The organism is Streptomyces sp. RerS4 (genome assembly GCF_023515955.1).
Classification (GTDB): domain Bacteria; phylum Actinomycetota; class Actinomycetes; order Streptomycetales; family Streptomycetaceae; genus Streptomyces.
Genome location: NZ_CP097322.1, coordinates 2,835,811 through 2,854,826, shown reverse-complemented (window position 1 = coordinate 2,854,826; position 19,016 = coordinate 2,835,811). Strand labels below are relative to the sequence as shown.

The following is a 19,016-nucleotide window of genomic DNA, read 5'->3' as shown; positions in this document are numbered from 1 at the left end:
TTCTCGTGTCCTGTGGGTCAGGCGGAGACGCGGCGACGACGGCCGGTGCCGGCGACCAGGGCGGCGCCCATGGCCAGGGCCACACCGCCGGCGCCGAGCGCCCAGGTGGTGGCGGCGTCGGAACCGGTCTCGGCGAGCTGACCGCCGGTGTTGGTGTTGCCGGAGCCGGTGGTGCCACCGCCGTTGTTGTCGACGATCGGCGTGGTGGTGCCGCCGCCGTTCGGCTTGGTGTCGTTGCCGCCACCGGTGTTGCCGCCGGTGTTGCCACCGGTGTTGCCACCGCCGTTGTTGCCGCCACCGTTGGCGGGGGCCTTCAGCGTCGAGCGGGCGAAGTGGGACTCGGAGAAGGACTCGTCGTCCTCGGCGTTGCTCCAGCCGACCGTGGCGAGAGCGAACTCGGTCGCCGGGGCGTCCTTCGAGAACTTCAGGCGGAGCTTGATGTCGAACTCGTCGCCCTTCTCGATCGAGCCGCGACCGAAGTCCAGGGCGAAGGCGCCGTCCTCGCCCTCCGCCTCGACCGGGTACCAGTGCCACTTGCCGTTCTCGTCCGGCAGGTACACCTCCACGGCGACCTGCCCGCTCTGGAGCTTCGACGAACGGGTGAGCAGGTTGAGCCCGAGGGAGTAGTCCTCGTGGTCGTCGCCGTCCTTGTTGTCCACGTGGACCGTGAACTGCTGCCAGGTGCCGCCGGCAGTGAAGGTCGACGGGAGGCCCGTGATGGTGACCTTCGGGCCGGTCGCCTGCCAGTCCTCCTCGGCAGACTCGTCCTGACCGGCCTCGTTGGCGGCCGGCTTCTCGGCGGCGGGCTTGGCCGGGGCAGGGGCCGGGGTCTGCGTGGCCGGGGTCTCCGCGCCGGGCTTCGCCGGGGTCTCCGCGGCGGGCTTCTCGGCGACGACCGGGGTCTCCGCGGCGGGCTTCTCCGCCGGGGTCTCGGCGGCGGGCTTCTCGGCCGGGGCCGCGTCGTCCTTCGGAGCCGCGTCCGGGGTCGTGATCGCCGGGTTCTGGACCTCGTCGGCCATCGCGGGCGTGGCCATGAGGACCGTCGGGCCCACCACGGCGGCGGCGGCGACGACAGCCATGCGCTTCAGCTTCACTCTTGCTTCTTTCCCCTACGTGAGCTCAAGGCCTGTCGCCTTCCAGCCCACCCCCAACATCTTTTTTGAACACGATCAGAGTAAGGGGCTCGTAAAGCGGTTTTTGGCGTCTCGACATTACGAATTGGCACAGGTGCGAACGGAAAAAGGCACAAACCGGTAGTAGGCGCCCGGATTCTGGACGAGGCCTTCCGCTGAGCGGACCCGCTCGCTACTGTCCCCGCATCGAACGCCCCGTGGCAGCGCCGCCGCGGGAGCGCAGCCGGTGCCATGGCCGCTACCGGCGGCCTCTCCGTGCGTCGCCGAGGGACCGGCAGCGCTCCGCCCCGAGAGTCACCGCCGCCCACCGACACAGAGGGAGAGGCGTCGTGACCGCGGAGACCTCCCAGACGCTCGATCGAGGACTCAGAGTCCTCAAGCTGCTCGCCGACACCGACCACGGTCTGACCGTCACCGAACTGTCCAACCGTCTCGGTGTGAACCGCACCGTCGTCTACCGGCTGCTCGCCACCCTGGAACAGCACGCGCTGGTCCGGCGCGACCTCGGCGGCCGGGCCCGCGTCGGGCTCGGCGTGCTGCGGTTGGGCCGTCAGGTCCACCCGCTCGTACGGGAGGCCGCGCTGCCCGCGCTGCGCTCGCTCGCCGAGGACATAGGGGCCACCGCGCACCTGACCCTCGTGGACGGCTCGGAGGCGCTCGCCGTGGCCGTCGTCGAGCCGACCTGGACGGACTACCACGTCGCCTACCGGGCCGGGTTCCGCCACCCGCTCGACCGGGGCGCGGCCGGCCGGGCCATCCTGGCCGCCCGTCAGGGCACCCTCATCGAACCCGGGTACACCCTGACCCACGGGGAACTCGAAGCGGGCGCCAGCGGCGCCGCCGCGCCGCTCGTCGGCATCACCGGGCTGGAGGGCAGCGTCGGCGTGGTCATGCTGGCCGACGCCGTGCCCGAACGGGTGGGCCCCCGCGTGGTCGACGCGGCGCGCGAGGTCGCCGACGCCCTGCGCTGAGCCGGGGCGGGCCCGTACGAACCGATACGGGCAGACCGGGCTGAGCCGGGCCGGCGGGGCGGGTCGGTAGATTGGCGGGGTGCTCTCTCGCCTCACACGTCTGCCGCGTCCCGCCGCCCTGGCCGTCTGCGCCGCGCCTCTGCTCGGCCTGTTCGCCGTGGCCGCCCTCGCGCCGCTGCCCTTCGTGATCGCGCAGCCGGGACTCACGGCCGACGTGCTCGGGGCGAAGGACGGCAAGCCCGTCATCGTCGTCGCCGGCGCCCCGACCCGGGAGACCAAGGGTCAGCTGCGGATGACCACCATCCAGGCCACGGGCCCCTCCTCCGCGGTGCGGCTGCCCGAACTCCTCGACCACTGGTTCGACAGCGGTCGGGCGGTGATGCCCAGGGAGGCCGTCTACCCGTCCGGCGGAAGCGACCGGGAGATCGAGGAACACAACCTGGAGGAAATGACCAGGTCGCAGTCGGACGCCGCCCAGGCCGCCCTCGGATATCTCCACAAGGACCCCAAGGACGTGAAGGTCGAGCTGAACCTCGCCGACGTCGGCGGACCGAGCGCCGGACTCCTCTTCTCCCTCGGCATCGTCGCCAAGCTCGACGGCGACGGCAGCGGCGGAGACCTCACCGGCGGCCGCAGCATCGCCGGTACGGGAACCATCGCCGCCGACGGGACGGTCGGCGCGGTCGGCGGCGTGGCCCTGAAGACCCAGGCCGCCCACCGCGATGGGGCGAGCGTGTTCCTCGTACCGAAGGCGGAGTGCTCGGACGCCCACTCCGAACTCCCCGAGGGGCTTCAGCTGATCCCCGTCACCTCCCTGACGGACGCGGTGACATCGCTGCGGGCGCTGAACCGGGGGGAGAAGGTTCCGTCGTGCTGAGGGGCGGCTTCGCGTCCAGGCCGCGCCAGGACGGGAAGAGCAGCGGGGTCAACGTCGTCGCCAGGTAGGCGGCGCCGAAGAGGAGCAGCGCCGTGGTGAGGCCGGCGCCGTCGACCAGGAGGCCGGCGGCGAGACCGCCCAGCGGCATCGCCAGCTCGCTGCCCGCCGTGCTCACGCTGGAGACCCGGCTGCGCATCTCCTCGGGCACGCTTTCGTACACGACCGTCGTCAGGATCGGGTTGAGCACGCCCGCGCCCAGGCCGGCCAGTGCCATCGTGACCGCCAACGGCAGCGGCGTGTCGGTGAACGCGGCGACCACGTACCGGGTGCAGCCGGAGACGAGGAACGCCCCCGCGAACACCGCCCGCCGGGAGAACCGATCGCCCCACGCCCCGTAGAGCAGGGCGCCCAGCAGGGCGAAGCCGCCGAACAGGGACACCATCAGGCCGAGGGTGGTGGCGCCGCCGAGGCTCTCCTCGCCGTGCACGGGCAGCAGGACCGCGGACCAGCCCTGGTCGAGGCCGTTGGTCGCCATCACCATGACGGTGATGCCGAGCAGGAGGCGAGAGCCCGTCAGGAACCGCCACCCCTCGGCGAGTTCGGTGCGGTAGGAGGCGAACGAGGCCTTCGTGCCCGATGGTTGGGGCTCGGCGGCCGGGACGCCGCGCACGAAGGCGAAGACGAGGAGCGCGGACGCCGCGAAGGTGACCGCGTCCAACAGCAGCACGGTTTCGGCGCCGAAGACCGCGATCAGTACGCCGGACACCGCGGCCCCCAGCATCCGCGCGCCGCGCGAAACGGCGTCGTAGAGGCTGGCGGCGCGCGCGACGGTGGTGCCGGCGTGCTCGGCGAGGCTCGGCAGCAGGACGTAGCGGGCGGTCAGGCCCGGGGTGTGCACGAGGCCGCCGACGGCCATCAGCGCGCACAGCATCCAGAACTCCAACAACCCCGCGTGGTGCAGCAGCGGGATCGCGCCGACGGACAGCGCGCAGACGAGGTCGGAGAGGGCCGAGAGCCGGCGACGGCCGATCCGGTCGATGACCGGACCGCCGACGAGTGCCGCGATGACGATCGGCAGGGTGGCGCAGAAGGCGACGACCCCGGCCTGTCCGGCGCTGCCCGTGGTCTGGAGCACGAACCAGGGGACGCCGATCAGAGTGAGCGAACTCCCGGCGATCGAGATCGTGTTGGCCGCCAGGAGCGCCGCGAAGGGGCGTCTGCTCACGTCGCGTGCCCCTGGAGGCGGGCGTGCAGGTGGGCGGGCTGCATCAGCCTGATGCCCACGTGGACCAGAGCCTCGCCGGCCCGGTTGCGCAGGGCGGACAGGGCGGACGGCGCGGCGGAGGGGGCGGGCGCGGCGGGGGCGCAGGGGGCGGCCTGGCGGGCGAGGCGCCAGGCGGCGGCCTCGGCGGCCAACTCGGCGGTGCGGGCGGCGTGTATCTCGGCGTGCGGGAAGGCGTGCATGGCAGGACTCCTTCTGCGGAGGTGAGATCGCGGGGTGTGCGCTCGGAACGTGGCCCCTAGGGGGTGCCTTTCGGATCAGGCCGGATCAGGGCGCGGTGCCGGCCACCGCGAGCCCGGCCTGATCCGAAAGACACCCCCTACGGGCGGGTGCTGCCGCGTCGGGGGAAGGCGTGCGTGTGGACGCGGACCGTCTCCGTGTCCTCGGACGGCGGCGCGTCCCGGTAGCTGTTGACCAGTTCGTGCATCCTCTGGATCAGCTCGTGGCTCTGCGCGGGCGTCAGGCGCAGGGTGAAGTCGCTCATGTCGGAGGCGCCGCCGCGCCACTCCTGCGGCCAGGAGTACGAGTCGCCGAGCCAGGTGTTCAGCTCCTGCGTGTGGATCGTCGCGATCTCGTGCCGGAAGGCGGCCGCCGCGCCCCGGGTCTCGGGGCTGTCGTCCTGGAGCAGGGACTCGTCGAGACGGGTGCCCGCGTGGGCGGCCTTCCACCACCGCTCGCGGCCCTTGCCGTGCTCGGGCGCGTCCTCGACGAAGCCGTGCGCGGCGAGTTGGCGCAGGTGGTAGCTGGTGGCGCCGCTGGACTCCCCGAGGGCCGCCGCCAGTTGGGAGGCGGTGGCCGGCCCGTCCTTGCGCAGGGCGGACAGCAGGCGCATGCGCAGGGGGTGGGCCAGGCCGCGCAGGGAGCGGGCGTCGAGGACGTGGACCGAGGGGTCGTGCTGCTCGGCGTCCGGGGTGTCGGGGGCGTCCGGGGTGCTTTCGATCTCGGGCATGGCTCCACAGTAGAGTTGCAAAGGACCCTATGCAAGGGATTCTTTGCAACGTCTTCTTTGGAACTCTCCCGAAGGAGGGGCCGGTGGTCAGTCGTCCGACGCCGCCTGCTCCACCAGCGGGATGATCCGCAGCGGCACCGGGTTCTCCATCACGATCGCCGTCGACGCCCGCACGATCCCCTCGAAGCCCACCACCCGGTCGATCACCCGCTGGAGGTCCGCGTTCGAGCGGGCCACCAGCCGGCACAGCATGTCCCCGTGCCCCGTCGTGGTGTGCAGTTCCAGCACCTCCGGTACGCCGTCCAGGTGGGCCCGTACGTCGGCCCCCTGCCCCTGCTTGATCTCCAGCGTGGCGAAGGCGGTCACCGGATACCCCAGGGCCGTCGGGTCCACCTGGGGGCCGAAGCCGCGGATCACCCCGTTCGACTGGAGCCGGTCCAGTCGGGCCTGCACCGTGCCGCGCGCCACCCCGAGCCGCCGCGAGGCCTCCAGGACCCCGATCCGGGGTTCGCGGGCCAGCAGGACGATCAGTCGGCCGTCGAGGTCGTCGATACCCATGGGTACCTCCCGGGAGCAGCGGTGGTCATAGTGCACAGATGTTTCAACCATCCTGCGCGCCGGCTGGGCAATCTGTACAGAAGAAATGAGAACTATTGCGCACCTTGTGGATCGGCGGGACTCTGCGCTCATGACTGAGTCTTTGGCGAACCTCGAAACCACCCCGCACACCGCGCGTGAGGCAGACCCGTTCCCGGTGAAGGGGATGGACGCGGTCGTCTTCGCCGTGGGCAACGCCAAGCAGGCTGCCCACTACTACTCGACCGCCTTCGGCATGAAGCTCGTCGCCTACTCCGGACCGGAGAACGGCAGCCGCGAGACCGCGAGCTACGTCCTGACGAACGGCTCCGCGCGCTTCGTCCTCACCTCGGTCATCAAGCCGACGACGGACCACGGCCGCTTCCTCGCCGAGCACGTCGCGGAGCACGGCGACGGCGTCGTCGACCTGGCGATCGAGGTCCCCGACGTCCGCAAGGCCTACGCCTACGCCGTCGAGCAGGGCGCGCGCGGCCTGGACGAGCCGCACGAGGTCAAGGACGAGCACGGCACGGTCGTCCTGGCGTCCATCGCCACCTACGGCCAGACCCGCCACACCCTCGTCGAGCGCGCCGACTACGACGGCCCGTACCTGCCGGGCTACGTGGCCGTCGACCCGCTCGTGGCGCCGCCGGCCAAGCGCACCTTCCAGGCCATCGACCACTGCGTGGGCAACGTCGAACTCGGCCGCATGAACGAGTGGGTCGCCTTCTACAACAAGGTCATGGGCTTCACGAACATGAAGGAGTTCGTGGGCGACGACATCGCGACCGAGTACTCGGCGCTGATGTCGAAGGTCGTCGCGGACGGCACCAAGAAGGTCAAGTTCCCGATCAACGAGCCGGCGATCGCGAAGAAGAAGTCGCAGATCGACGAGTACCTGGAGTTCTACAACGGGCCCGGCGTGCAGCACATCGCGCTCGCCTCGAACGACATCGTCGCGACCGTGCGCACCATGCGCGCCGCCGGCGTGCAGTTCCTGTCCGTGCCGGACTCCTACTACGACACCCTCGGCGAGTGGGTCGGCGACACCCGCGTCCCGATCGACGAGCTGCGCGAGCTGAAGATCCTCGCCGACCGCGACGAGGACGGCTACCTCCTCCAGATCTTCACCAAGCCGGTCCAGGACAAGCCGACCGTCTTCTTCGAGATCATCGAGCGCCACGGCTCGATGGGCTTCGGCAAGGGCAACTTCAAGGCCCTGTTCGAGGCGATCGAGCGCGAGCAGGAGAAGCGCGGCAACCTCTAGGGGGTGTCCGACCCTGACCCGCCGGACACCCCCTGGGGGTCTGCGCGACACACCGCCACCCCGGCCCGCGATGGGCGCCGGGGTGGCGGTGTGTGCGTGCTTGCCCCCCGCCCGTCAGCCGGTGGCCGGCGCCTTCGACGCCCCCGCCTTCGGCGGTGCGGGCGCGGGCTCCCGCTTCGGTTCCGGCGCCGGCTTCTCCCGCTGCACCGGCTTCGGCTTCGGCTTGGGCGTCGGCATCGGCATCTCCGGCGGCGTCCACGGCGTGGCCGGCTGCATGTGCTCCGGGCCGCCCGGCGGCGGCTGCCCGACCGACTCCAGGGCCTCCTTCGCGAGCGGCGCCCGCACCGGCGAGAACCGGGGGTTGGTCCGCAGCGTCTCCTGGAGGTGCCGACGGGCCTCCGCGTCCTCGCCCAGACCCCGCTCGATCACCGCCCGGTGGTAGGCGAACTCCGCGCTCCGCAGCCCCTGCTCGGTGGCCTTCTTCGCGTACTCCAGCGCCGCCGTGTCGTCCCCGGTCCGGTGCAGCGCCCACCCCAACGCATCGGCCACCTGCACGTTCTTGTGCCGCTCCCACTCCGCCGACAGACGTCGTACGGCCGAGGCCGGGTCCCCGTGGTCCGCCTCGTACAGGCCCAGCACCACCGACTCGTCGACCCCGTCGCGCCCGCCCCGCGCCGCCATCGCCGACAGCCGCTCGAACGGGACGCGGGCCTCCGCCTCCCGACCCAACGACTCCAGCAGCTCGCCCAGTTCCAGGGCGAGGCGCGGATCCGAGGAACGGCCCAGCGCCAGCCGGTAATCCCGTACGGCCTCCCCGCCCCGGCCCAGCCCGGCCAGCGCGCGGGCCCGTCCGCCCAGGGCCTCGACCTGCGCCGGGTCCGTCCGCAGCGCGGCCTCGTGGTGGCGCAGCGCCTCCACCGTCTCCCCGCGCTCGAACGACAGCTCCCCGAGCCGGAACAGCACGTACGCCTTCTCCGCCGGGGAACGCGCCGCCCCCGCCGCGTGCTCCAGCGCGACCACCGCGTCCTCGCGCCAACCCCGGTCCCGGTACACCTGCGAGGCCCTCAGGTGCGCCGCCAGACCCGGCCGGAGCTCCATCAGCTTCTCCATCGTCGCCTGCGCGGCCTTGTAGTCGCCCAGGCCCGCGTACGCGTCCACGAGGACCGGGTACGCGGTCCAACGCCGGGGCGCCTGGGCCCGTACCAGCTCGCCCCACTTCTTCCCGGTGCCGAAGTCCCGGCGGGCGTTGGCCAGGGCGCCCATCCCGGTCATCGCGTCGAAGTTGCCCTTCTCGGCGGGCCGGACCTCCAGCGACCGCTTGAGCGCCTTCTCCGCCTTCGGGTACCAGCCCGAATCGGCCGTACGCCGCGCCTGTTCCAGGTACGCCGATCCGAGGACCGCCCACGAAGCGTCGTCGTCCGGATGCCCGGCGACCCACTTCTCCCGGTCCGCCACCAGCGCCGTCACGTCCACCGCGGCCGCCGGGGCGCCCATGCCCACCGCCGACGCGGCCCGCTCGCTCGGGCCCGGCGCGCGCGCGTCGTCGCCCGTACGGGCCGGGCGGATCAGCAGGGCCCCCGCGATCAGGACCACCGCCACCGCGGCCGCCACGACCGTCTTGCGGCCGGTGAAGGTCACGGGCGGCGCGGGCTGCTGCGCTTGCTCGTCGAATCCGTCCATGCGCTCACTGTGCGTCAATATGAAGAGCTCGCCGAGGTGTCCGAACCCGGTCGCGGCCGTGTTCACACCGATGGCCCCGGCTGCCACCCTGGCCCCATGGACGACTTCGTGGACGAAGCACTGGCCGACGCGCCCGCCGGCTCCCTCGCCGAGGACCTGATCGCGCGCCTGCGCACCGGCCTGCCGGCGGCGGCCATCCTCACCGACCCACAGGTGACCGCCTCCTACGCGCGCGACACGGCCGGCTTCTGCGCCGCCGGCACCCCGGCCGTCGTCGTCCTGCCCCGGACGGTGGAACACGTACAGCACGTCCTGCGCACCGCCACCGCCCTACGCGTCCCCGTCGTCCCCCAGGGCGCCCGTACGGGCCTGTCGGGCGCGGCCAACGCCTCAGACGGGTGCGTCGTGCTCTCCCTCGTGAAGATGGACCGGATCCTGGAGGTCTCCGCCGTCGACCGCGTCGCGGTCGTCGAGCCCGGCGTCGTCAACGCCGTGCTGTCGCGGACCGTCGCCGAACAGGGCCTGTACTACCCGCCCGACCCCTCCAGCTGGGAGCAGTGCACGATCGGCGGCAACATCGGCACCGCCTCGGGCGGCCTGTGCTGCGTCAAGTACGGGGTCACCGCCGAATACGTGCTCGGGCTCGACGTGGTGCTGGCGGACGGGCGGCTGCTGCGCACGGGGCGCCGTACGGCCAAGGGGGTCGCCGGATATGACCTCACCCGGCTGTTCGTGGGTTCCGAGGGCACCCTCGGGGTGGTCGTACGGGCCGTCCTCGCGCTGAAGCCCGCCCCGCCCCGGCAGCTCGCGCTGGCCGCCGAGTTCCCGTCCGTCGCCGCCGCCTGCGCGGCCGTGTGCGCCGTCATGGAGGCCGGGTTCGCGCCCTCGCTGCTGGAGCTCATGGACCGCACCACCGTCCGCGCCGTCAACGCGCTCGGCAGGATGGGGCTGCCCGAGAGCACGGAGGCCCTGCTGCTGGCCGCCTTCGACACCCCGGACGCGCCGTCCGAACTCGCCGCCGTCGGGGAGCTGTGCGCGGCCGCCGGCGCGAGCGCCGTCGTGCCCGCCGAGGACGAGGCGGAGTCCGAACTGCTGCTGCGCGCCCGCCGGATGTCCCTGACCGCGCTGGAGGCCCTGCGGCCCGCGACGATGATCGACGACGTGTGCGTGCCCCGGTCGCGGCTCGCCGAGATGCTCGACGGGACCGCGGCGATCGCTCAGGAGTACGACCTCCTCATCGGCGTCTGCGCGCACGCGGGGGACGGCAACACCCACCCGGTCGTCTGCTTCGACCCCGCGGACGAGGACGAGACGCGGCGGGCCCGGGAGTCCTTCGACGCCATCATGGCGCTGGGCCTCGAACTCGGCGGGACCATCACCGGCGAACACGGCGTCGGCGTCCTGAAGAAGGAGTGGCTCGCCCGCGAACTCGGGCCGGTGGGGCTGGAGATGCAGCGGGGCGTCAAGCGGGCCTTCGATCCGCTCGGACTCCTGAATCCGGGCAAGCTCTTCTGAGTCCGTCTCGCGCATCAGAGGTCACCCTCCGCGGACTCGTCCGAGGGCCACGGGTCGCGCAGCCACAGTTCGTCCGCCGGCGTCGGGGCCAGCAGCTCGGCCAGCGCCTCGTCCAGGCCCAGCCGCTCGGCCTCCGTGCCGGGCGGGACCACGCGCAGGGTGCGCTCCAGCCAGGCCGACACCACGCCGGCCGGGGCCTCCAGCAGCGCGTCCCCGTCGGGTGAACTGAGGGCCATGCACAGCACCGTCTGGCCGTCGATCTTCGTCGGCCAGATCCGGACGTCGCCGTGCCCGCAGGGCCGGAACACCCCCTCGACGAGCAGCTCGCGGGCGAAGGTCCAGTTCACCGGCGCGCAGGAGCCGGTGTGAAAGGTGACGTGGACGGCGTACGGGTCGTCGGTCAGGTAGAGGAGCTTGGCGGGCACGGGGACGCTCCGCTCGGGGGACAGGACCAGCCTCAGTTCCAGCTCGCGCTCGATGACGGGGCGGTGCATGACGGCCTCACTTCGGTACTTCGCTTCCGGGCGCGGGGCCGGAACGTGCCCCGCACCGGAAGAGAGCGCCGCCTTGCCCGGGTATGACGCGACTTCGGGCGACGGATCGAAGTTGGCTGAATGCTTTCGGTTGACCGAAACCCGATGGAAGGGTCGGAAGGTGACCGCGGCGGGTGAGGTTCGCCCGAAGGCTTGGAATCTCCCGTTACCGGACCTGTCGACAGGGGGTTCTTGGCTATGGTCCTCCCCTTGGGTCCTCCCTGCACAAGCCTCAAGCCACGATCGGAGTTGGGGACATTGACGGCCTCCCCTGGTGACGGCGAGCACGCGGCCCGCGAGGGCTACTACCCCGATCCGTCCATCCCCGGGTACGTCCGGTACTGGAACGGCGGCGCCTGGGTTCCGGGTACGAGCCGCCCCGCCGCGCCCGCGGACGAGACGGGGCCGGTGTTCCTGGACCAGACCTCCGTGACGGAGTCGCTGCCGGAGCGGGCGGCGGTGCCGGTGCCGGTGCCGGTGCCGGTGTCGGAGCCGGAGCCGGAGCCGGGGCGCTGGCAGGTGGACCCGGCCCAGCAGGCGGGGTTCGGCGGGCCCCGTGACGCGCGCGTGTCCTGGGGCGGCCCGGCGGAGCCCGAGGCGCGGCCGGGCGGGATCTCACTGGCCCGCCCGGCCGGCGCGGGCGCGGGGGCCGGACGGGTCCCGGCTCCGGCGGTGGTGGCTCCGGCGGTGGTGGCTCCTGCCGCGGCTCCGGTCTCCGCTTCCGTGGCTCCGGTCTCGGTCGTCCCCGCTGCCGTGGCTCCGGCCGAGAGCATCGGCATCCTGTCCGCCCGCTCGCCCGCCTGGCCCGACGCTCCCGGGGGCGGGGGCAGCCGGTCCGGCCTGACCTCCGCCTGGCCGGAGGCGACCCCGCCGCCACGGCGACCCCTCCTCGGCCCCGCCGGCCGCCCTCGCCCCGGCCCCGGTGCCGACGCCCGCCCCGGTACCGGCCCCGGCCCCGGCCCCGACGCCCGCCCCGGCCTCCTCCCGGTCCTCGCCCCGGCCCCGGGGCGGGCCGCCGCCCCGCCCGGCGCCCGTCCCCGCTCCGGCGCCCGCCCCGCCCCGGCCCCGGAGCCCGCGCCGGAGCGCACGGCCCCGCCCCGCCAAGCCCGCCCCGCCACGCCCGCCCCCGCCGCCCGGTCCGAGGGGGCGCGGGCCGTCTTCGAGCGGATGGCGGAGCGGGCCGTGCGCCCGGCCGGGTTGGGCCGCCGCCTCCTCGCCCGCGTCCTGGACTCCGTCGTCCTGGCCGGGGTGACGGGCGCCGCCGCGCTGCCCCTCGTACCCCGGGTGACGGACCACCTCCAGGCCAAGGTGGACGCCGCCCGGGGGAGCGGGCGCACCACCACCGTGTGGCTGCTCGACGCCACCACCGCCGGGTACCTCGGCCTGCTCCTCGGCGTGGTCCTCCTCTTCGCGGTGTTCTACGAGGTGCTGCCCACCGCCCGCTGGGGCCGGACCCCGGGCAAGAAGCTGCTCGGCGTCCGCGTCCTGTCCGCCACCACCCTGCGCCCGCCCGGCTTCGGCCGGTCGCTGCTGCGCTGGTCGACGTACGTCCTCCTGGGCCTGCCCGGCAGCCTCGCCTGCCTGCTGGACCGGCCGCGCCGGCGGGCTCTGCACGACCGCGCGGCCGGCACCTACGTGTCCCGCTGATCCGGCCGGGCAGCCCCCTTCCCCCGAACGGACTCCGTCCCGTTGCGCGGGGCGTGGGCCCGGGTTCGACTCGGGCCATGAGCACCGACCAGCCGCCACCGGGCCAGCCGCCCGAGGACGACCCGTTCCTCAAGAAGCCCCAGGAACCGACGCCTCCGTCGGGCGGTTCGCCGTACGGCTCGCCGCCCCCGCCGCCCGGCGGAGGCGGGTACCCGCCGCCCCCGCCCCCCGGTGGCGGCGGTGGCTACCCCCCGCCGCCGCCCCCGTACGGCGGCGCCGGCGGTGGCATGCCGGACCCGCTCGCCGGGATGCCGCCGCTCGCCGACTTCGGCAGGCGGCTGGCGGCCCGCGTCCTCGACGTGCTGATCGTCGGCATCCCGCTGTGGCTCATCCAACTGCCGTTCAACAGACGGCGGTACGTCATCGACACCGAGCAGGGCGAGGACGTCACGGAGGTCATCACCAAGTCGTACGGCGGCACGGGCCTGCTGTGGACGCTGATCTCGATCGTCGTCTACGTCGGCTACGACTGGTGGTTCACCAAGAAGAACGGTCAGACCCTCGGCAAGCGCGCCCTGTCGCTGCGCGTCGCGATGCTCAACGACGGCAGCGTGCCCCCCTCCGGCCCGGCGCTGGGTCGGGCCGCGGTCCTGTGGATCCCGACGCTGCTGTGCTGCTTCTGCCTGTGGCCGCTCGCGCTGATCGTGTCGATGCTCGTCGACAAGCCGTACCGGCAGGGCCTGCACGACAAGGTGGCCAAGACCGTGGTGGTGCGGGTGACCTGACGCCCCCGTACGGGTCCACGCGCGGGCGGCCGTCCCCTCGGGGGTGGCCGCCCGTCGGTGTTCCCTGCGTGTTCCCCGGGTGTTCTTCGCCCGCGCGCGCCGTCAGTGGTGGACGGGGTGCTCGGCGTCGGCCGTACGCGGTCCGGGCACGCGGGTACCCACCTGTGCCCCCGTCGCGGGCGCGGCCGGCCGGGCCGCGCCGCGGCGTGGCGGCCGCGCGCGCGGCGCGGCAGCGGCACGGTGAGGGCGACCAGCAGGCCGAGGGCGAGGGCGGCGGCCGAGATGACGGCGACCCCGATCCCCGTGCTCGTCCGCGAGAGCAGCAGCATGGCGATCGTCGACACGACGACGGTGGCGGAGCCGTAGGCGAGCTGTGCGGCAGTCGGACGCGGCATGGCGTTTTCCGTTTCCGTCCTCGGAGGCGGGAGGGGAGCCGGCTCGACAGGGCGCGCGTCAAGTGACTCCTACAAGTGCGATGCCCGGTGCGGACCCGAGGTAAGCGTGACCTCACCCACGGTGCCGGTGCACGGGGGGCGCACGGGGGTCACGCGCGCCGGGCCGGGGCCGGTCGGCGTCCCGAAGGGTGGACCGTTCGCCCCGGATGGCACCGTAAGACGAGGGAACGTCCGAATAGCGGAACTCGCTGACCGCATAGTGCAGTTGTAAGGAAGAAGTCAAGGTCTGTCTTTTCTTTGTACTCTCCGGTCAAATGTCGTCACTTGAGACGCGCGCCGCGCGGAACCCCCCGCTCCTATGGAGACGTTCCGACCTAGGTTGCGGCCGCGGGAGGGGAACGACATCAAGTGACCAGCAATTCCGCCAGGAAGCGCGCGCTGCGCACGGCGGCCGTCGGTGTGACCATGGCCGCGACGGCAGTCTCGGGCGCTTTCTTCACCACGGCCCAGGCCGACTCCAGTTGGGGCGGCGCTCCCGCCGTCGACCGGCAGGACCCGACCGCTCCTTCGAAGGAGAAGGTCAAGCACGACCTCGAAACCCCGTTCAGCAAGCAGGCCGCGCAGCAGCGCGAGGCCGCCCTTGACCAGGTGCTGTCGGGCAAGAAGAACGTCGAGCAGCGGGGTGCCTCGAAGGTCGTCAAGCTCGACGACAACAAGTACGTCGAGCTGGGCCGCGAGAAGACCGACAAGATCTTCACGATCCTCGTCGAGTTCGGCGACCAGGTCGACAACACGACCATGTTCGACCCGGACGGCCCCGGCCCCAAGCCGGAGGTCCCGAAGTACGGGGGCACGCCCGGTCCGCTGCACAACGAGATCAAGCAGCCCGACCGTGCGACGAACAACAGCACCGCGTGGCGCCAGGACTTCAGCCGCCAGTACTTCCAGGACCTGTACTTCGCCACCGGCGAGGGCAGGCACTCGCTGAAGACCTACTACGAGAAGGCCTCCTCGGGCCGGTACTCGGTCGAGGGCGAGGTCGCCGACTGGGTCAAGGTCCCGTACAACGAGGCCCGTTACGGCTCGAACTACTGCGGCCAGACCAACTGCTCCAACGTGTGGGACACCGTCCGCGACGGCGTCACCGCGTGGACGCAGGCCCAGAAGAAGGCCGGCAAGACCAACGAGCAGATCAAGGCCACGCTGGCGCAGTACGACCAGTGGGACCGCAACGACTTCGACGGCGACGGCAACTTCAACGAGCCCGACGGCTACATCGACCACTTCCAGATCGTCCACGCGGGCGAGGACGAGTCGGCCGGCGGCGGCGTGCAGGGCACCACGGCCCTGTGGGCGCACCGCTGGTACGCGTACGGCACCGACGTGGGCAAGACCGGTCCGGCCCACAACAAGGCCGGCGGCACCCAGATCGGCGACACCGGCATCTGGGTCGGCGACTACACGATGCAGCCGGAGAACGGCGGCCTCGGCGTCTTCGCGCACGAGTACGGCCACGACCTCGGTCTGCCGGACCTCTACGACACCTCCGGTGGCGGCGAGAACTCGGTCGGCTTCTGGTCCCTGATGTCGGCGGGCTCCTGGCTCGGCGAGGGCAAGGACTCCATAGGCGACCTCCCGGGCGACATGACGGCCTGGGACAAGCTCCAGCTGGGCTGGCTGAACTACGACACGGCCAAGGCCGCGACGAAGTCCACCCACAAGCTGGGCGTCGCCGAGTACAACACCAAGGACAAGCAGGCGCTGGTCGTCGAGCTGCCCAGCAAGAAGGTCCAGACCGACATCGTCGCTCCCGCCGAGGGCTCCTCGCAGTGGTGGAGCAACATGGGTGACGACCTCAAGAACACCCTGACCCGCTCGGTCGACCTGACCGGCAAGACGTCCGCCGCCCTGTCCCTCAAGGGCTGGTGGGACATCGAGGCCGACTACGACTACCTCTACACCGAGGTGTCCACGGACGGCGGCGCCACCTGGACCGCGCTCGCCGGCACCGCCGACGGCCAGGCCATCCCGGCCGACGCCTCCGGCAGCCCGTCGCTGACCGGTGCCTCCGAGGCCTGGAAGGCGCTGAACTTCCCGCTCGACGCCTACGCGGGCAAGAAGGTCGACCTGCGCTTCCGCTACCAGACGGACGGCGGCGCGGGCGGCAAGGGCTTCACCGCCGACGCCGTCTCGATCACCGCGGACGGTGCCACCGTCTTCGCCGACGGCGCCGAGAACGGCGACAACGGCTGGACCGGCAAGGGCTTCTCCCGGATCGGCGCGGGCTTCACCAAGGACTACCCGCAGTACTACATCGCGGAGAACCGCCGCTACGTCTCGTACGACTCCACCCTCAAGGTGGGCCCGTACAACTTCGGCTTCGCCAACACCAAGCCGGGCTGGGTCGAGCACTACCCGTACCAGGACGGCCTGCTGATCTGGCTGTGGGACAAGTCGCAGAAGGACAACAACACGAGCCAGCACCCCGGCTCGGGTCTGATCCTGCCGATCGACGCGAACGCCAAGCCGATGAAGTGGTCGGACGGCACGCTGCTGCGCAACAAGATCCAGCCGTACGACGCCACCTTCAGCGCCTACAAGACGGACGCCTTCACCCTGCACAAGAACGGTGAGTCGCTCTTCCTGAAGCCGAAGCCGGCGCAGCTGGTCTTCGACGACCACAAGGGCAGGTACTGGTACGAGGAGAACCCGACCGGTTCGGTGAAGGTCGCTGACACCAACACCAAGATCAAGATCGCGAAGGAGACCTACGACGGTCTCGAAATGACGATCGAGGTCGGCCCCTCCGTCAAGTAATTCGTAACACCGCAGGTCAGAACATGATCGGCCGTCGCCCTCTAGCGGGCGGCGGCCGATCGCGTTTAGATGCGGGGGCGAGTTCTGTTATTGACGGGGGAGCTGAAGATCATGCCAGGTGGAGGTTTCGTCAGACTGCCGGGCGGCAGCGTGGTGGTCGCGCTGACGCTGCCGAGGCCGTCCGGCGAGGACGGAAACGTCCGCGTCCTCGTGCACTCCGCGAACCGGGCCCGCGCCCTGACCAGGCTGCGGAACCTCGGGATGCGGGCCGTGTACCTGCGCGGCAACGCCCAGCCGCCCACCCCGGACGAGGTCACCGCCGTCCTCCACCACCCCGACGGCCTCCTGTGGCGCGGCGCCCCCGACCGCACGAGCGAACTCTGGCACCCGATCCGGGCCCTGCTGGGCACGTAGGACGCCACTACTGGACGCAGCTACCGGACGCACCACCGGACGCGCTACTGACGCAGCGAGCCCGTCAGGGTCACGCCCGCCGTGCGGAGGTCCTCCAGGGCCTTCGCGGCGGTGTGCGGGGCCACGGCGGCCGTCAGGTCCAGCAGGACGCGCGTGGCGAAGCCCTCGCGGGCGGCGTCGAGGGCGGTGGCCCGGACGCAGTGGTCGGTGGCGATGCCGACCACGTCGACCTCGGTGACGTGGCGCTCGCGCAGCCAGGCGGCGAGTCCCGTGCCGTTCTCGTCGACGCCCTCGAAGCCGCTGTACGCCGCCTCGTACGCGCCCTTGTCGAAGACGGCGGCGACGGCGCCCGACGCCACGGCGGGGGCGAAGTTCGGGTGGAAGCCGACGCCCTCGGTCCCGGCGACGCAGTGCACCGGCCAGGAGGTCTCGTAGTCCGGCCGGGCCGGGGGGTGCGCGAAGTGCGGACCGGGGTCGATGTGGTGGTCGCGGGTCGCGACGACGTGCCGGTACCCGGGGGTGGCCTGGCCGATCAGCTCGGTGATCGCGGCGGCGACGTCGGCCCCGCCGGTGACCGCGAGGCTGCCGCCTTCGCAGAAGTCGTTCTGTACGTCGACGACGATCAGTGCGCGGTGCATGTCGCGTGTCCTTAGGTTGTCGTATTTCCCGCTGCGCGGGCTCTTCCCCCACCCCGCCCCGCTAATCCAGCCTCGTCGGCGTTTGAGGTGCGGGGAAGCGGGCGACGGGGGAGCGGGGGCAGGGCCCCCGCTCCCCCTGCCTACGCGTACTCCGTCGGGATCACCGGTTCGCCGCGCGAGAGCTGCGTCGCCGAGAGCGGGAGGCCGGCGCGGGCCTCGCGGTGGCGCTCGCGGGCCGCCTCCAGGGGCTCGCGGGCCACCACCTCACCCGCCTTCACCAGCTGCGTCAGCAGCTGCGCGTCCGCCAGCGCCGCCGGAACGGCCCCGGTGCCCACGACCTCCGCCTCCGCGATCCCTTCCGCGTCAACCCGCCGCGCCGCCCACTTGCGCCCGCCGATGGACGTCTTGCCCCCGGTGGACTTCTTCGCGACCGGCACCAGCGGCGCCTTCGGATCGCCCGACGTCGCCCGCGCGACCAGCTTGTAGACCATCGAGCACGTCGGGTGCCCGCTGCCGGTCACCAGCTGCGTGCCCACCCCGTACGCGTCCACCGGCGCCGCGGCCAGTGAGGCGATGGCGTACTCGTCCAGGTCGGAGGTGACCACGATCCGCGTCCCCGTCGCCCCCAGCTCGTCGAGCTGCTGGCGCACCCGGTGCGCGACGAGCAGCAGGTCCCCGGAGTCGATGCGGACCGCGCCCAGCCCCGTCCCCGCGACCTCCACGGCCGTGCGGACCGCCTCGGCGACGTCGTACGTGTCCACCAGCAGCGTCGTCCCGCCGCCCAGCGAGGCGACCTGCGTCGTGAACGCGTCGCGCTCGCTGTCGTGGACGAGCGTGAAGGCGTGCGCGCTGGTGCCGACCGTGGGGATCCCGTAGCGGAACCCCGCCGCCAGGTCCGAGGTGGAGGTGAAGCCGCCCACGTACGCCGCCCGCGAGGCGGCCACCGCCGCCAGCTCGTGCGTGCGTCGCGCGCCCATCTCGATCAGCGGCCGCTCGCCGGCCGCCGAGGCCATCCGGGAGGCGGCGGCCGCGATGGCGCTGTCGTGGTTGAGGATCGACAGGATCACGGTCTCCAGCAGCACGCACTCCGCGAAGCTGCCCTCGACGCGCAGGATCGGCGAGCCGGGGAAGTAGACCTCGCCCTCCGGGTAGCCCCAGATGTCACCCGAGAAGCGGTACGAGGCCAGCCAGTCCAGCGTCCGCATGTCGACGACGGCCCGTTCCCGCAGGAACTCCAGTACGGCGGCGTCGAAGCGGAAGTTCTCGACCGCGTCCAGCACGCGGCCGGTGCCCGCCACGACGCCGTAGCGCCGCCCCTCGGGCAGCCGCCGGGTGAAGACCTCGAAGACGGAGCGGCGGTCGGCGGTGCCGTTGGCCAGGGCGGCCTGCAGCATCGTGAGTTCGTAATGGTCCGTGAAGAGCGCTGTCGACGGCACGTCCACCGGCAGTCCCAGGTCCGCAGGGTTCATGTCACGGATGCTAGCGCACATCTCGTCAAAGTGACGAGATGTAGTGTCGCCCCCGTTTGTGCGACCGA

The 19,016-nt window shown here is 72.3% G+C and carries 17 protein-coding genes; 8 read left to right on the top strand and 9 right to left on the bottom strand.

Annotation, left to right across the window (positions count from 1 at the left end; translation table 11 throughout):
• Positions 1–17 precede the first annotated feature (17 nt).
• A complete protein-coding gene (locus tag M4D82_RS13140; RefSeq protein ID WP_249766234.1) occupies positions 18–1,094 on the bottom strand; it encodes a hypothetical protein in 1,077 nt (358 codons plus the stop codon).
• 368 nt (positions 1,095–1,462) lie between these two features.
• Between M4D82_RS13140 and M4D82_RS13135 the strand changes: the two genes are divergently transcribed.
• Both M4D82_RS13135 and M4D82_RS13130 read left to right on the top strand, forming a co-directional pair.
• Positions 1,463–2,104: an IclR family transcriptional regulator gene (locus M4D82_RS13135; protein WP_053684560.1), complete on the top strand. Its 642-nt coding sequence runs from the start codon at positions 1,463–1,465 to the stop codon at positions 2,102–2,104.
• 79 nt (positions 2,105–2,183) lie between these two features.
• On the top strand, positions 2,184–2,981 hold the full coding sequence (locus tag M4D82_RS13130; protein ID WP_249766233.1) for a S16 family serine protease: 798 nt from the start codon (positions 2,184–2,186) through the stop codon (positions 2,979–2,981).
• Here the strand turns inward: M4D82_RS13130 and M4D82_RS13125 are convergent.
• From M4D82_RS13125 to M4D82_RS13110, 4 genes are all read right to left on the bottom strand, one after another.
• Positions 2,911–4,206 (bottom strand): MFS transporter, encoded by a 1,296-nt coding sequence (locus M4D82_RS13125; RefSeq protein WP_249766232.1) that lies wholly within the window; start codon positions 4,204–4,206, stop codon positions 2,911–2,913. The genes M4D82_RS13130 and M4D82_RS13125 overlap by 71 nt on opposite strands.
• Complete coding sequence (locus M4D82_RS13120; protein WP_249766231.1) at positions 4,203–4,445, bottom strand: hypothetical protein; 243 nt, start codon at positions 4,443–4,445, stop codon at positions 4,203–4,205. Before M4D82_RS13120 ends, M4D82_RS13125 begins: the two co-directional genes overlap by 4 nt.
• A 137-nt stretch (positions 4,446–4,582) precedes the next feature.
• The gene (locus M4D82_RS13115; RefSeq protein ID WP_249766230.1) at positions 4,583–5,212 is read right to left on the bottom strand and encodes an ArsR/SmtB family transcription factor; all 630 of its coding nucleotides are present in this window, start codon (positions 5,210–5,212) and stop codon (positions 4,583–4,585) included.
• 87 nt (positions 5,213–5,299) lie between these two features.
• Positions 5,300–5,770: an Lrp/AsnC family transcriptional regulator gene (locus M4D82_RS13110; RefSeq protein WP_249766229.1), complete on the bottom strand. Its 471-nt coding sequence runs from the start codon at positions 5,768–5,770 to the stop codon at positions 5,300–5,302.
• Between the two features lie 130 nt (positions 5,771–5,900).
• Here M4D82_RS13110 and hppD point away from each other — a divergent pair, with 130 nt between their 5' ends.
• Positions 5,901–7,055 (top strand): 4-hydroxyphenylpyruvate dioxygenase, encoded by a 1,155-nt coding sequence (gene hppD / locus M4D82_RS13105; protein ID WP_249766228.1) that lies wholly within the window; start codon positions 5,901–5,903, stop codon positions 7,053–7,055.
• 114 nt (positions 7,056–7,169) lie between these two features.
• On the opposite strand, the gene M4D82_RS34045 is transcribed toward hppD, so the two are convergent.
• On the bottom strand, positions 7,170–8,735 hold the full coding sequence (locus M4D82_RS34045; protein WP_283844471.1) for a tetratricopeptide repeat protein: 1,566 nt from the start codon (positions 8,733–8,735) through the stop codon (positions 7,170–7,172).
• Between the two features lie 96 nt (positions 8,736–8,831).
• Here M4D82_RS34045 and M4D82_RS13095 point away from each other — a divergent pair, with 96 nt between their 5' ends.
• Positions 8,832–10,250, top strand: coding sequence for an FAD-binding oxidoreductase (locus M4D82_RS13095; RefSeq protein WP_249766227.1), 1,419 nt, complete (start codon positions 8,832–8,834; stop codon positions 10,248–10,250).
• A 14-nt stretch (positions 10,251–10,264) separates the two neighbouring features.
• On the opposite strand, the gene M4D82_RS13090 is transcribed toward M4D82_RS13095, so the two are convergent.
• Positions 10,265–10,744 carry an SsgA family sporulation/cell division regulator gene (locus M4D82_RS13090; protein ID WP_249766226.1) on the bottom strand — a complete coding sequence of 160 codons (480 nt, stop codon included), beginning with the start codon at positions 10,742–10,744 and terminating at the stop codon, positions 10,265–10,267.
• Positions 10,745–11,041: 297 nt separating this feature from the next.
• On the opposite strand from M4D82_RS13090, the gene M4D82_RS13085 reads away from it, so the two are divergent.
• The 4 genes from M4D82_RS13085 to M4D82_RS13070 all read left to right on the top strand — a co-directional run bounded on the left by M4D82_RS13085 (position 11,042) and on the right by M4D82_RS13070 (position 16,841).
• The gene (locus M4D82_RS13085) at positions 11,042–12,430 is read left to right on the top strand and encodes an RDD family protein (RefSeq protein WP_249766225.1); all 1,389 of its coding nucleotides are present in this window, start codon (positions 11,042–11,044) and stop codon (positions 12,428–12,430) included.
• 77 nt (positions 12,431–12,507) lie between these two features.
• Complete coding sequence (locus tag M4D82_RS13080; RefSeq protein WP_249766224.1) at positions 12,508–13,215, top strand: RDD family protein; 708 nt, start codon at positions 12,508–12,510, stop codon at positions 13,213–13,215.
• 860 nt (positions 13,216–14,075) lie between these two features.
• The gene (locus tag M4D82_RS13075) at positions 14,076–16,427 is read left to right on the top strand and encodes an immune inhibitor A domain-containing protein (RefSeq protein ID WP_249771745.1); all 2,352 of its coding nucleotides are present in this window, start codon (positions 14,076–14,078) and stop codon (positions 16,425–16,427) included.
• Between the two features lie 111 nt (positions 16,428–16,538).
• Positions 16,539–16,841 (top strand): hypothetical protein, encoded by a 303-nt coding sequence (locus M4D82_RS13070; RefSeq protein ID WP_249766223.1) that lies wholly within the window; start codon positions 16,539–16,541, stop codon positions 16,839–16,841.
• Between the two features lie 44 nt (positions 16,842–16,885).
• On the opposite strand, the gene M4D82_RS13065 is transcribed toward M4D82_RS13070, so the two are convergent.
• Together M4D82_RS13065 and M4D82_RS13060 are read right to left on the bottom strand one after the other, a co-directional pair.
• Positions 16,886–17,479: a nicotinamidase gene (locus M4D82_RS13065; RefSeq protein WP_249766222.1), complete on the bottom strand. Its 594-nt coding sequence runs from the start codon at positions 17,477–17,479 to the stop codon at positions 16,886–16,888.
• Positions 17,480–17,619: 140 nt separating this feature from the next.
• Positions 17,620–18,948, bottom strand: a complete 1,329-nt coding sequence (locus M4D82_RS13060) for a nicotinate phosphoribosyltransferase (protein WP_249766221.1) — start codon at positions 18,946–18,948, stop codon at positions 17,620–17,622.
• Positions 18,949–19,016: the final 68 nt, after the last annotated feature.

Excerpts from the sequence above, each read along its gene's own strand:
- M4D82_RS13095 (WP_249766227.1), top strand. The coding sequence starts at position 8,832 with ATGGACGACTTCGTGGACGAAGCACTGGCCGACGCGCCCGCCGGCTCC.
- M4D82_RS13080 (WP_249766224.1), top strand. The coding sequence starts at position 12,508 with ATGAGCACCGACCAGCCGCCACCGGGCCAGCCGCCCGAGGACGACCCG.
- M4D82_RS13110 (WP_249766229.1), bottom strand. The coding sequence starts at position 5,770 with ATGGGTATCGACGACCTCGACGGCCGACTGATCGTCCTGCTGGCCCGC.
- hppD (WP_249766228.1), top strand. The coding sequence starts at position 5,901 with ATGACTGAGTCTTTGGCGAACCTCGAAACCACCCCGCACACCGCGCGT.
- M4D82_RS13090 (WP_249766226.1), bottom strand. The coding sequence starts at position 10,744 with ATGCACCGCCCCGTCATCGAGCGCGAGCTGGAACTGAGGCTGGTCCTG.
- M4D82_RS13070 (WP_249766223.1), top strand. The coding sequence starts at position 16,539 with ATGCCAGGTGGAGGTTTCGTCAGACTGCCGGGCGGCAGCGTGGTGGTC.
- M4D82_RS13060 (WP_249766221.1), bottom strand. The coding sequence starts at position 18,948 with ATGAACCCTGCGGACCTGGGACTGCCGGTGGACGTGCCGTCGACAGCG.
- M4D82_RS13075 (WP_249771745.1), top strand. The coding sequence starts at position 14,076 with ATGGCCGCGACGGCAGTCTCGGGCGCTTTCTTCACCACGGCCCAGGCC.
- M4D82_RS13115 (WP_249766230.1), bottom strand. The coding sequence starts at position 5,212 with ATGCCCGAGATCGAAAGCACCCCGGACGCCCCCGACACCCCGGACGCC.
- M4D82_RS34045 (WP_283844471.1), bottom strand. The coding sequence starts at position 8,735 with ATGGACGGATTCGACGAGCAAGCGCAGCAGCCCGCGCCGCCCGTGACC.
- M4D82_RS13065 (WP_249766222.1), bottom strand. The coding sequence starts at position 17,479 with ATGCACCGCGCACTGATCGTCGTCGACGTACAGAACGACTTCTGCGAA.
- M4D82_RS13120 (WP_249766231.1), bottom strand. The coding sequence starts at position 4,445 with ATGCACGCCTTCCCGCACGCCGAGATACACGCCGCCCGCACCGCCGAG.